Consider the following 13,185-nt stretch of genomic DNA (forward strand, 5'->3'; position numbering starts at 1 on the left):
CGCCCAGGTTCCCGCCTCGGCCTCGGCGCCCGGCGCGAAGCCCGGATAGAAGGATTTGCCGTCAGCGGTCCGCGCCCCTTCGTAGAAGAGCTTCGCCGTCGCGACCTCACCCGACGTCAGGCAATCGGCGCCATCGCCGCCCTTGCAGGCAAGCTTCGCCGGGTCGAAATGACACGCGCGCGGATTTTCGATCACGCCGTCCTTGACCCCGTCGAGGCCGTCGCACTGGCCGAGCGATGCGGCCTGGAGCAGCTTGAGCTTGGCCAGCGGCAGGTCGCCGCCGGGCTTGTTCGCGGCGACGGCATTGTTCGCGAAGGCGCTCGCCATGCGCGTCCATGGCATCGCGGGGGCGCCCGCGATGATCGCGTCATAATCGGCGGGGTAGCGCTGCGCGAGCGTCAGCGCCTGCCGCCCGCCGTCCGAACAGCCATGGAAATAGCTTGCCGACAACGGACCTTCATAAAAGGCCGCAATCACTTGCTTCGCGGTCTCGGCGCCGACATGATTGGCGCGCCAGCCATAGTCGCGGATCTTTTCGGGTGCGTTCAGCGCCCAGCTTGCGTCGACGTCGCTTTCGCCGAAATGGCCCATGTCGGTGCCGACTGCCGCATATCCCTTTTGCACCGCGCCGCGCATCAGGAGCGAGGGGAGCGTCATGTTCGCCCCGAAACCACCGTTGCCCGCGCCAAGCAGCTTGCCGTTCCAGTTCGCGCGCTCGGGCAGCCAGACGTCGACCTTGATCGTCGATCCCGGAACGGGTGAAAGTGTCGCCTGCACGCGGCAGAAGGCGGCGGGGGCGGGCAGGCCCGGCTTGCCTGCCTCGAGATTGACCATCGCGCCGCCGGCGAGCGAGGTCGCAGCGTCGATCTTGCCATCCTTCAGCGCCATGCCCGCCAGCGCTTCGCAGCTGGAAACCTTCTGGACCGAAGACGCGGGCGTCGGCGCGGGTTCGTTCGCGGTGCAGGCCGCGAGCAGCGATCCGCCGGCGAGCAGGAGGAGCGAGGCGGCCCTCATTTGCCGACGAGTCCCTGGCTGCGCAGCCATGTCGCCATCGCGTCGGTCCATGCGTCGCTCGCCTTGCCGCTCTTCTTCATACCGAAACCATGGCCTCCGTTTTGATAGGTGACGATCCGCGTGCTCGCTCCGGCCTTTTCCCAGGCGGCGGCGAGCCGCACGCTGTCGTCGTGCGCCAGCTTGTCGTCCTCGGCCACCGCGACGAACAGCGGCGGCGCCTTCTTCGGCACCGCGATCGTGTCGGGCAGCAGGCCCGGATAGATGGCGATCGCGAAGTCGGGGCGGCTCGCAGCCTTGTTTGCCGTCAGCGTCCACACCGTCACCGCGCCGCCTGCCGAAAAGCCCATCAGTCCGACGCGGTTCGGCTTGATGCCATAACGGCCGGCGTTCTTCCGCACCCACTTCACCGCATTCTCACCATCGGCAGTCGCAAGCGGACGCAGCGGCTCGACCGCGGCGCGCAGGGTGGGGAGATTGGCGAGATAGCGCATCATCTGGATCGGAAAGTCCGCGCCGGTTTCGAGCAGGCGATATTTGAGCACGAACGCCGTCACGCCCTGGCTGTTCAGCCATTTGGCGACCGCCTCGCCCTCATTGTCGATGGACAGCATGTGAAAGCCGCCGCCGGGGGCGACGATCACCGCGGTGCCATTGGGCTTGTCGGCCACATAGGGCGTCAGCGTAGCGTCGGACACGTTGCGTACGACCGTACCGAACGGCCCGGTTTCGCGCACTTCCTTCGAGGTCGCGGGAACCGGGTCCGACGACAGGCGGATCACCTCCCACGCACAGGCGGGGATCGCGACGATGGCGAGCGCGCCGGCGATCAGGGCGGAAAGGCGCATAGTCATATCCTTCATCATTTTCCGTCCCGTGCCGCTGCGATGGCGGTGAGCGCAGGCGTCGTCCCCGGTGCCATCGCGGTCCCGGCGATGCCGATCGAAAGCAATTGCGGCGACGCCGGATCGAGGCGCGACCAGACAGGTAGCCCGCTTCCATTGGGATCGCCGGTCTTTGCGAAGTTCGTCCAGTAATCGCCGAGCTGTTTCGCAGCAGCGCGGTCGGCAGTGGTCGCGTCTGCGGGCAGGTTGCCGAACTGGAACGCGACGTCCGAGGCATGGACCGCGCCGATATCGGGCTTGCGCTGGCCTTCGGCGACATAGCCGAAACGATAGAGCCAGGCCGGCACGCCCGCGCGCGCCTGCAAAAGAGCAAAGGCAAGCGCCGGCTCGGCGAACATCGCGTCTCCGCCGACGCGCCGGTTTGCTTCCTCTTCGCTGGCGTAGGCTGCCTTCACCCCGGCGGCCGCCGGGCCGAGCGCCTTTTCGACCGGGCCGTTGACCATCGCGCGGAAGGGCGCGGGGATGAAGCCGAGTTCGTCGTCGTTGCTCCCGATGATATAGGGGATGCGCGCCTGCCTGCCTTCGGCGAAAATCGTCTCGGCGCCGGCGGGAACGATCGTCCCGTCGGTCATCGGCCCCGAATAGCGGTCCTCTTCCTTGCTCATCAGCGCGACGCTGCCGAGCACCTTGTCGGCCGGGAGCGCGCGCAGCGCCGCGGCATCCGCAGCACCTGCACGCGTGCCGAACACTTCGCCCTTTGCCTGCGCCTCGGCCAGTGTCGGCCAGTCGTCGCGGCCGCCACCCGAGGCGACTATCGCGCGCGCGAACAGGCCCTTCGCGGCGGGCGATGCCATCAGGCGTGACACAGACTCACCACCCGCGCTTTCGCCAAAGATGGTGACCTTCGCCGGATCGCCGCCGAACGCCGCAATATTGCGCTGAACCCATTGGAGCGCCGCGACCTGGTCCATCAGCCCCCAGTTGCCGTCCTTGCCCAGCGCGGGATGCGCGAAGAAGCCGAAGCGGCCGAGACGGTAGTTGAAGCTGACGACCACGACATCGCGCCTGGCGAGCAGGCTGCCGTCGGTTTCGGGCAAGGTGCCCGACCCGCCGACGAAGCCGCCGCCGTGGATCCAGACCATCACCGGCAGCTTGGCGCCTTTCGCAGGCTTCGGCGTCCAGATGTTGAGCGTCAGGCAATCCTCGCTCATCGGCCGCGATCCGGGCTGGATGCCCGGCAGCGGGTTTTGCATGCAGTCAGGGCCGTATTTCGTCGTGTCGCGCGGCGCGCTCCACGCGGCGACCGGCGCCGGCGCACTCCAGCGAAGATCGCCGACGGGCGCCGCCGCATAGGGAAGACCCTTGAACGATGCGATGCCATCGGCGGTCGTCCCCGCGACGGCGCCGCTGTCGATCGCCACCTGCTGCGCGGCAACAGGTGACGCCACGACCGCGGCCGAAAGGAATAAAGCGCGGATCATGGCGTGCCTCCGGTGTTGAAGATGAAACGGCCGGGTCCGGTGCGATAGACCGCATAGCCGGGCTCCGACCGCGCGGCCTGCGCCCCCGACGGCGCGGCGATCCCGCCGAAGCGCGTCGGCATCCAGATTTCGCCGGTCGTGTTCGGCGGCACCTCGACGGTGAGCGTCAGCTTGCTGCGCGACGCGACCTGCCAGCCCGAGAAAGCGCGGCCGTGGACCGTGTCCATCGCGGCTTCGGCGCTGGCAAGGCCATAGGGAATCGCCGGCTTGACGAGCACGACCTTGTACCCCGGCGCGCCCGGACGCAGCCCGGCGAGCCGCTGGCGCATCCAGTCGGCGATCGAGGCGAAATAATGATGGTCGCGCGAGCGGCTGTTCAGGCTCCACGTCTCGAACATCGTTGAATGACCGTTCTTGACCCACCAGCCCCAGCCCGGCTCGTCGGTGCGCGTCGCGACGCGGTAGGCGAGATCGGCGTAGCCATAGTCGCTGAGAATTTCGAGCAGATAGCGCGCGCCATAGACGCCGGTGCGCAGCCCCTGCTTGTCGACATCGCGCGCGATCGCGTCGGCGACACCCTGCTCGCGCCCCGCGGGCACCATGCCGAACGCGAGCGGCAGGATATTCTGTACCTGCGTCGCGGGACCCGCGACGCCTTTCGCATCGACGGTGCGATACCAGCCATTGGCCGCGTCCCAGTAGCGCGCGTTATACGCCGCGCGAATATCCCCCGCGAGCTTCGCATAACGTACCGCATCCTCGGCCTTGCCGACGATCGCCGACGATTTCGCGAGCAGATCGGCCTCGTGGAAGAAATAGGCCGTCGTCACCGCGTCGATCCCACCGCCGCGCGCGTTGCTATAATCCATGCCGCCCGCCGACGCCCATTCGGAGAGCCCCGCTGACCGCTGATAATCGGGCGCCTTGATGAAGGTCGCGGTGTAATCGACCAGCCGGCGCTGCATGTCCTGATTGTCGGCAAGGATGCGCGTGTCGCCTGTGGTCGTATAAAGTTCCCACGGCAGGATCATCATCGCGGCATCCCATGGCGTCGTCGGACCCCAGATTACGTTCCAGCCGGGGGTATTTTCATAACCGTAGAAAGGCGTGGTCGGCGCGATCTCGGGAACCTCGCCCTTCACCGACTGCGCGTCGCGGAAATCGGCGAGCCATTTGGTCCAGACGCGCGCAATGTCGAGGCTGCGTGCTGCCGCCCCCGCCGAAGCCTGCGCATCGCCGCTCCAGCCATTTTTTTCGTAGGTCGGCGTGTCGGTCTGAAAGCCGTGGAGATTGTTGAGGATCGATCCGATCGCGGCGGCATCGATCTTGTTCAGCAGCGGATCGGCGCTGGTAAAGCTGCCGGTGCGCGCGACCGCCGAATGGACGATACGCGCGGTCAGGGCGCCCTCGCCCGGCGTACCCGGGAAACCGTCGACCTGCACATAGCGGAAGCCGCGATAGCCGAAGCGTGGTTCCCACTGCTCCACGCCCTTGCCCGCGAGCGTATAGCGGTCGGTCTGGAGCTGCGCGTCGATCAGCCCCGCGGCGGGGACGACCTTGCCATCGTCGGCGATACGCTCGCTCGCGATCATCGACACGGTGAGCCCGCGCGGTCCGCTGAGCTTCAGCACCGGCCAGCCCGCGACGATGCGGCCGAAATCGTAGACATGGATGCCCGGGGCGACTTCCTTCACCGCGACGGGCGAAATCGCATCGACCGGTTCGATCGCTTCGGAGTTCGCAGCGACAAATCGCCCGGTCGGTCCTGCGACAACCGGCGCCACCTGCCACTTGCGATCGCGGAAACCCGCGCGATCCCAGCCCGCGGGAACCAGCCGCGCGTCGAACCGCTCGCCGCGATGCACCGAATCGCCCAGCGTCGGGCCCGAGATCGTACGCCAGTGGCCATCGGTCGCGACCGTTTCGCGCGTTCCGTCGGTGTAGGTGACCTCGAGCTGGGCCTTGAGCGCAGGCTCGCCATGCCACGGCGCCGCGTGGAAATACCATTCGTTGGGATCGGTCAGCCCGTACCAGCCGCGCCCCAGTTCGGCACCGATCACATTTTCGCCGCGGCGGAGCAACGCGGTCACGTCGTCAGCATAGGCGAGCACGCGCTTGTCATAGGCGGTATAGCCCGCACCGAGCGACGAGCCGACGACACTGCCGTTGACCGACAGCCGCGGCATACCAGCGCCCGCATAATAGAGCCGTGCGCTCGCGACAGGCTTGGCAAGGCGGAAGGCCCGGCGAACGAGCGGCGCGGGCGCCTCGATCGGCAGCACAAGGTCGACCCCCGGCACCCCGCTCGCAATCACCAGCCCGTCCTTGCCAACGCTGCCGCCGGTGAACGGATTGTCGCCGCCGGCGAAATCGAACGCGATCGCCGGGCTTTGCGTGCCTGTCACGCTGACCTTGTGGATGATCGCCGCGCTGGCCTCCTTGCCGACGAAGCCGATCGTGCCATGCTTGTGCGCGTCATTGTCGACCGTCGCGACGACCGCTCCGTCGATGCGCGTCACGATACGCCCACCCTCGGCACGGATCGACAGCGCGATACGGCGCCCCTTGATCGGTGCGGGCAATTTGGCCTGCCCGATCCGCTCCATCTTGATCGCCGAACTCGTGCCGCCCGGATAACGCCGGATCGTCTGGATCAGTTCGGGCCCGTTCTTGTCGTCGGCAAGCGTCCAGACATAAGCGTCGCCATAGGTCTTGCCGTTGGGGAGCGCGCGGAACAGCACATCGACACTCTTGCCCGTCAGCGTCAGGTCGGCGTCGAGCGTCAGGTCGCCCCAGTCATGATCGCGCCGCTCGGGCCCCGCAATCCATTGCGCCTGCCAGTCGGAGGCGTCGAGCAACCCCGTCTCCCACCATGCAGGTGCGCTCCAGCCGGTGACGTTGCCGTCGGCATCCCACACCTGAACCTGCCACAAGTAGCGCTGGCGCGCCGCGAGTTTCGGCCCGGCATAGGCGATCTGGATATTGTCGGCCGATACGACCTTGCCGCTATCCCAGAGCGGCGCACGCTCCAGATCGGCGGCCGAGGTCGCGACGCGAATGCGATAGGCGGTCTGCCGGGCAACCGGAGAGTGCCATGCCAGCCGCGGGTGCGGTTCGTCGAGCCCGAGCGGCTGCGCGGCATATTCCACTTTGAGAGCGGCGGGCGCGGCGGCGCCCGCCGGTTGCCCGGCCGCCGGGGTCGCCAGCAGCACGGAAACAGGCAACAGGATATGCACAAACTTCATCTGGCCGCCGTCATGTCATAGCAGGAAATCCGAAACCGCCGGCTCGCCATATCATCAGAATTTCTTGCGGATACCGAAGCTGAACAGCCGGCCCAGGGTCGAACCATTGGTATAGCTGCCCAGCGTATCGATAAAGGGCGGATCCTCGTCGAACACATTGTCGACATTCAGCGTCAGCATCGTGTCTTTCAATATGCCCTCACCGGGCAGCGAATAGCCGAAGAACAGGTCGACCGTCTTGAAGCTGTCGACCTTGGCCTGGTTGGCGAGGCCGAGGATCGGATAGCCGTCGCGATAGTTCAGCTTTGCCAGTGCGGTGAAATCTCCCACGCTCCCGCCAAGCGTCGCGACGAGCGCAACCCGGCCAGTGCCGTTCTTGAGATCATTGCCATAGGGATTGCCCGCGATCGGCTGGGTCTTGCGGCTCAGCGTGTAGGTGCCCGCAATGCTCGCATTGATCGAACCGAAGCCCGTCTGCCGCGCATAGGCCACGTTGAAGTCGATACCGTCGGTCTTGATCGACCCGAGATTGGTGCGCCGTGCATCGATCAGGACATAGGGTGAGGTGCCGAGATAGAGCGACTGGATGCTCGGCGCGCCGTTCAGCTGGAGACTTCCGACCGCCGCGAGCGCTTCGGCCAGCGTGGGGTTCGTATTGTAGAAGCTGCTGTAGCCCGGATCCGAAAACAGGATCGGCGAAAGGAAAGGCGGAACGGCGATCGCGTCGGTGAACTTCACATTATAATAGGTCGCGCTGACCACCAGTCCCGGCGCCATGTCCGGCTTCCAGTCGAAGCCCAGCGACCAGGTCTTGGCCTTTTCGGGCTTGAGATCGGGGTTGCCGCCGGCAAGGATGATCGTCGGCCGCGCCGAGTTCAGCTGATCGACCTGCGCAGGGGTCAGCCCGGGAATGGATTCGGGCGGGCCGCGGAACGGGCTGAACAGCAGGATTTGCGCACGCGAATCCGATGTGCTGGTGGTGTCCGCAAGGCTGGGCGCGTGGAACGAGGTGCCGTAATTGCCGCGGATGGTGAAATCGTCGAAGGGCTTGTAGATGAAGCCGATCTTGGGATTGGTCGTGCCGCCGATGTCGTTGTAATCGTCATAGCGGATCGACCCCGAAATGCTGAACGCGCGAAGCCCGGGGCTGCCATTGCCTTCGCCGAAGATCGGGATCAGCAGTTCGCCAAACGCCGATTTCACGTTGCGCGACGTATAGGAATCGATCGCGTTGGTGAAGACGCCGCGGCGATCGAGATTGATCAGCGAATCCAGATTCTCGTAATGATATTCGGCACCGATCGCGAGGCGGACATCACCGCCGGGAAGCGTGGCCAACGAGCCGTCCGCGACCACGCGAAGCTCGGCAAGCTCCTGAACCGCACGGCCATAATTCTGGAAATCCTTGATTGCCGCAAGCACCGCAGGATTGCTCGACGCGGGATCATAGGGGTTCAGCGCGGTCGCGAGCGTGGTGCCGCCCAGCGCGGCGGTCGCCGCGGCGCTGTTGATCGTATCATCGAGAATGAGATTATAGCTTCGGCCCAGATTGGCTTCGGCGCGAATCTGCCAGCCGCCGCCGGCATCGAACTTGAAACCCGGCGTGATGCCATAGGATTCGAAGCGCGCCTTGCTCGTCACCGTATGCCCGAACACCTCGTCAAAGGCCATCGACACCGATTGCGCGGGTGAAAAGCTGACCGGCCGGAAATAGGGGTTCGCGGCGGTCACGAAGCCCGAGAAACCCGGTTGCTGGGTCAATGTCGTCGTGTCGCGGCGCGACCAATAAGCGGTAGCCGAAAATTCGAGATCGTCGGACAATTGCTGGGTCAGCGAGGCGAAAACGCTATGCCGCTCCTCCCTCGGATAGAGGTCGGTATAGAGGGCCCCCTCGCACAAATTGGTCGTGTTGGGCACCATGTCGGGCAAGGCGTAGGGGACGTTGCCGGGCAGGAACGGCACCAGAGGCAGGCCCGTCAGCGGATTGGTGGGATTGTCGATGATATTGCCCGGCGCGCAGAGCTGCGTCCTGAAATCGCTGCCCCCGCGCGCGGTGTGATCCGCCCGCGTATAATCGCGGTCGATATTCTGGATATTGTCGTGCCAGGCATAGGAATAGGTGGCGAGGAGCGAGCCGCTGCCCCAGTCCTTTCCGACGGTGATATTGCCGTCGGCGGTCTGGTAATCGTCGGCAAAGCCGTAATGCGCGTTGACCGCGACGCCGTCGAAGCGCTTCCGCGTGATGAAATTGATCACGCCGCCGATCGCATCGGAACCATAGACGGCCGAACCGCCGTCGGGCACCACTTCGACGCGGTCAATGATTTCGGGCGGGAAGATCGACGGATCGACGCTCGTTTGCAGGACACCCGCCCCGACAAGGCGATGGCCGTTGAGCAACACCAGCGTCGTCGTTCCGCCCGAGGCGCCCAGGTTGCGGATATTGGGGCGCACGATCGGCAGCGCAAAACTGCCCGTCCCCGTCGGCACGGTGGCGAAATTGCCGACCTGAGGAATGGAAGCGAGCAGATCGTTCGTCGAGGCCGCGCCAGTCGCAAGAATATCTTCGCGATCGATACCGACGACATTGGTCCCGACCGGCGCGACACCGCGCAGCAACGTACCGGTGACGATGATATCGGCGTCGGTCGGCGCGTCGGCTTCGGCCTCCTGCGCCCAGGCGCTGCTCGCGCCCGTCAGTGCGCCCGCACAGGCGAGCACCGAAATGCCCCGCCGCCACGCGCGACGCCGCGCAACCCCATTCCGACCCGCAGCTTTCATTGCCTTCATCGCATCCTCCCTGCGTCCGCCTTGCGGACCGTTTCTACGGAGGCGCCTGTCCGGCAATCTTGTTCCTCCGATGCCACGCTTCGCTGAGCGTTTTTGCATCACTGCTCAATATTTGTCTTTAGCAATCACGTCAATGATCAAATTCAATCATTCTTGCACGAATGCGCGGCCCGATGACCGTTTTCTCCATGCTTTGCTGAATTCAGGCGGTGACGACGCGGATGCCGGCGGCTTCCATCATCGCGACATGGCGCGGATCGATTGCCGAATCGGTCACGACCACATCGATCTCGTCGAGCGAGCAGACGACGTTGCCCGATGGCCCCGAAAATTTGGAGCTGTCGACGAGTACGATAATCTCGTCGGCGCGTTCGATCAGGCGGCGTTCGGCCGCGACGAGGATCACGTCGGCCTGCATCAGCCCGGCGGGGCCCATCGATGCGGCCCCCATGAACAGCTTGGGTGCGTGAAAGCGCGGCATACCGTCGTCACCGGCGGCGGACAGGACGATATTCTGTTCGCGAAACACCTGCCCCGAGGGCACGAGGATGCGCGTCGTCGGCTGCGGCAGCAGCGCGCTGACGATATGCAGCGAATTGGTGAGGACCTGGAGCGCGAGGCCGTCGAGATGCGGGCACATTTGCAGCGTCGTCGATCCGCCATCGATCATCACGCCCTCGCCCGGGATGCAGAGCTGCGCCGCTGCGCGCCCGATCGCTTCCTTGGCGGCGCGGTTGCGGCCGATATTTTCGTGAAACGGAATGCCCGAAAGCCCCTCTTCGGCAGAGGCTGAAGCACCGCTGGCCGCTCCGACGCGCTTCGCCCCGCCGCGCACGCGCGTGATGACGCCCGCTTCCTCCAGCCGGTCGAGGTCGCGGCGGATCGTCGCGGGCGACGCGGCAACACGGGCTTCAAGGTCGCGGAACGATACAAAACCGCTCTCGCCGAGGCTGTCGAGGATCATTTTTTCGCGTTCGGCTGCGTGCATTTCGGTCCCTGTCTGATTGCGCCTGTTTGACGGGAGCTGCGCCGAGTTGCAATCGAATGATTAGACAATCCCTGCCGTCGTTCCGGCCGCGCGACGCTCCTGCGCCTTGCGATCCCGCCAGCCGCTCGTGCGATAGGCCGCGATCGTATCGATCGCCCCGCCCGCTTCCGCCCGCGCCGCGGCGAGGATCGGGGTGACATCGGTGCGGTACGCCGCACGCAGCGCCTGGAACGCCATCATCGTGTCGTTCGCTTCCTGCGCCGCGAGCAACGCCTCGCGGTCGACGAGCAGCGCCTTCGCATAGGCCCCCACGATCGCCTCGGCCGATGACAGCATCGACTCGATCGGGTCGGTCACATTGTGCGACTGGTCGATCATGTATGCGGGACGGAAATCGCCGCGCGGGCTCATTTCGGCCTCGATCAGCTCGTTGAAGACGAGGAACAGCTGGTGCGGATTGATCGATCCGCTATCGAGATCGTCGTCGCCATATTTGCTGTCGTTGAAATGGAAACCGCCGAGCTTTCCGAAGCGGTGCAGCCGCGCGACGATCTGTTCGATGTTCACGTTCGGCGCATGATGCCCCAAATCGACGAGGCACTTCGCCTTGTCGCCAAGCTCCTGCGCGACGAGGATCGAGCTGCCCCAGTCCGAAATCACCGTCGAATAGAAGGCGGGCTCGAACATCTTGTGCTCGATCAGCATCCGCCAGTCGGCGGGCAGCGCCGCATAGACTTCCGCCGCGGCGTCGAGATAGCGGTCGAGGGAGCGGCCGAGATCCTGCTGCCCCGGGAAATTGGTGCCGTCGCCGACCCACACCGTCAGGTCGGTGACGCCGAGCTGCCGGCCGATCTCGATGCATTCAATATTATGCGCGACCGCCTGCTCGCGCACCTCTGCGCGCGTCGAAGACAGCGAGCCGGTGGCATAGCTCACCGCCTGCCCCGGCTGGTCCTGGAAGGTGTTGCTGTTCACCGCGTCGAAGCCGAGGCCGAGCGCCGCGGCTTCCTCGCGCAAGGCGCGATAGTCGCTGACCTTGTCCCACGGAAAATGCGGGCTGACGCGCGGCGTCGCGCGGCCGAGTTGCTGGATCACCGCACAATCCTCCAGCTTTTCGTGGATGTTCGTCGGCTCGCCCGCGATCGGGAATTTGGCGAAGCGCGTGCCGCCGCGCCCCGCGCCCCAGCTCGGCACCGCGACCGAAAAAGCCGCGACCTTCGCCTTCACGCCATCGATATCGATCCCGCGTCGGCCGAGCTGGCGGCCAAGGCTGCCATAATCGTCGTCGAGTGCGTCGGTCAGACCGGCGTTCAGCCGCTCGATATCATCCTGTGCGAGCGGCAGATCGCCGGCCATAAGTCTCTCCTGATTCCGTATCTTATCGCGTAAACGCCTGCGCGTTGCCCGCGTCGACGTTGATCATGTTGCCGGTCGACTTTGCCGACATATCGCAGCCGAGGAAATAGACGGCTTCCGCCACGTCTTCGGGCAGCACATCGCGCTTGAGCATCGAGCGGTTGCGATAATGTTCCTCGAGCTCGCTGCCCGAATCGATTCCGTGTGCGCCCGCACGCTCGCGGCGCCAGTCGCCGTCCCAGATGCGCGACCCCTTGATCACCGCATCGGGGTTGACCGTGTTGACGCGGATGCCGAAGGGCGCGCCTTCTAGCGCGAGGCAGCGCGCAAGGTGCAACGCCGCCGCCTTGGCCGAGGCATAGGCCGACGCATTGGTCGCCGCGGCAATACCGTTCTTCGACCCGATGAAGACGATCGAGCCGCTGCCTTGCGTCTTCATCAGCGGGAAGGCCGCGCGCGCAGTGAGGAAATAGCCCTGCGCGAGCACGTCATAATTGCGCTGCCACAACTCAAGCGTCGTGTCTTCGATCGGCGCCGATGATGCGATGCCGGCGTTGGCGACGAGAATATCGAGCCCGCCGAATTCGCGGGCGCATGACGCAAACGCCGCGGCCACCTGCGCTTCGTCGGTCACGTCGCACACCGCCGAGCGGATCCGGTCGCGGCCGAAGCGGCCTTCGAGTTCGTTCGCGGCCTTGGTCAGTGCGTCGGCATCACGATCGACCAGCATGACGCACGCATCGTCGGCGGCCAGACGCTCTGCCGTAGCTGCGCCGATCCCGCCGGCCCCGCCGGTGACGAGCGCGATGCGGCCCGCAAGCGGCTTCGGCTTCGGCATGCGCTGGAGCTTCGCCTCCTCAAGCAGCCAATATTCGATGTCGAACGCTTCCTGCTCGTCGAGCCCGACATAGGCACCGATCGCCTCGGCACCGCGCATCACGTTGATCGCGTTGGCGTAGAATTCGCCCGCGAGCCGCGCGGTCGTCTTGTCGCCGGCAAAGGTCATGCGGCCGATGCCGGGGACAAGCACGACGACCGGATTGGGGTCGCGCATCGCGGGCGAGTTCGGCCGCGCGCAGCGCTGGTAATAAGCGGCATAGTCGGCGCGATACGCCTCGATCCGCTCGGCAAGATAGGCAGCGTCGCCCAACCGTGCCGGATCGAGTACCAGCGGCGCGATCTTCGTCCGCAGGAAATGGTCGGGGCACGAGGTACCGACCGCGGCGAGCTTCGCGAAATCGCGGCTGCCGGTGAATTCGAGCGTTTCGGCATCGTCGGCAAAATGTCCGACGCGGCGTCCGCCCATCAGCCCGCGCAGCAACGGCATCAGCTTCGCCGCGGTCGCTGCGCGCTCGACAGCCGGGCGCGGCGGGGTGATTTCGCCGCCGAATGCGGGGCCATCGGCCAGCTTCGCGTTCAGATAATTGGCGGCGTCGGTAATCAGCGCGATCGTATTGCCATAGCAGGCC

8 protein-coding genes are annotated in these 13,185 nt (G+C 65.6%); all 8 read right to left on the bottom strand.

Going from position 1 to position 13,185, the window contains the following annotated elements:
• Positions 1–1,014, bottom strand: a 1,014-nt coding sequence (locus tag VGD20_RS00740) for a tannase/feruloyl esterase family alpha/beta hydrolase (protein ID WP_331132619.1), incomplete at its 3' end; no start/stop codon positions are given.
• Positions 1,011–1,859, bottom strand: a complete 849-nt coding sequence (locus VGD20_RS00745; protein ID WP_331132620.1) for an alpha/beta hydrolase — start codon at positions 1,857–1,859, stop codon at positions 1,011–1,013. The genes VGD20_RS00745 and VGD20_RS00740, both read right to left, overlap by 4 nt.
• 14 nt (positions 1,860–1,873) lie before the next feature.
• A complete protein-coding gene (locus VGD20_RS00750; RefSeq protein WP_331132621.1) occupies positions 1,874–3,337 on the bottom strand; it encodes a carboxylesterase/lipase family protein in 1,464 nt (487 codons plus the stop codon).
• Positions 3,334–6,582, bottom strand: coding sequence for a family 78 glycoside hydrolase catalytic domain (locus VGD20_RS00755; RefSeq protein WP_331132622.1), 3,249 nt, complete (start codon positions 6,580–6,582; stop codon positions 3,334–3,336). Before VGD20_RS00755 ends, VGD20_RS00750 begins: the two co-directional genes overlap by 4 nt.
• 54 nt (positions 6,583–6,636) lie before the next feature.
• Complete coding sequence (locus tag VGD20_RS00760; RefSeq protein ID WP_331132623.1) at positions 6,637–9,372, bottom strand: TonB-dependent receptor; 2,736 nt, start codon at positions 9,370–9,372, stop codon at positions 6,637–6,639.
• A 202-nt stretch (positions 9,373–9,574) separates the two neighbouring features.
• Positions 9,575–10,336: a DeoR/GlpR family DNA-binding transcription regulator gene (locus tag VGD20_RS00765; protein WP_331132624.1), complete on the bottom strand. Its 762-nt coding sequence runs from the start codon at positions 10,334–10,336 to the stop codon at positions 9,575–9,577.
• A gap of 84 nt (positions 10,337–10,420) precedes the next feature.
• A complete protein-coding gene (gene rhaI, locus VGD20_RS00770) occupies positions 10,421–11,716 on the bottom strand; it encodes an L-rhamnose catabolism isomerase (protein ID WP_331132625.1) in 1,296 nt (431 codons plus the stop codon).
• 22 nt (positions 11,717–11,738) lie between these two features.
• Positions 11,739–13,185, bottom strand: a 1,447-nt coding sequence (locus VGD20_RS00775; RefSeq protein ID WP_331132626.1) for a bifunctional rhamnulose-1-phosphate aldolase/short-chain dehydrogenase, incomplete at its 5' end; no start/stop codon positions are given.

The sequence above is a fragment of the Sphingopyxis sp. genome (genome assembly GCF_036402335.1).
Classification (GTDB): Bacteria; Pseudomonadota; Alphaproteobacteria; order Sphingomonadales; family Sphingomonadaceae; genus Sphingopyxis.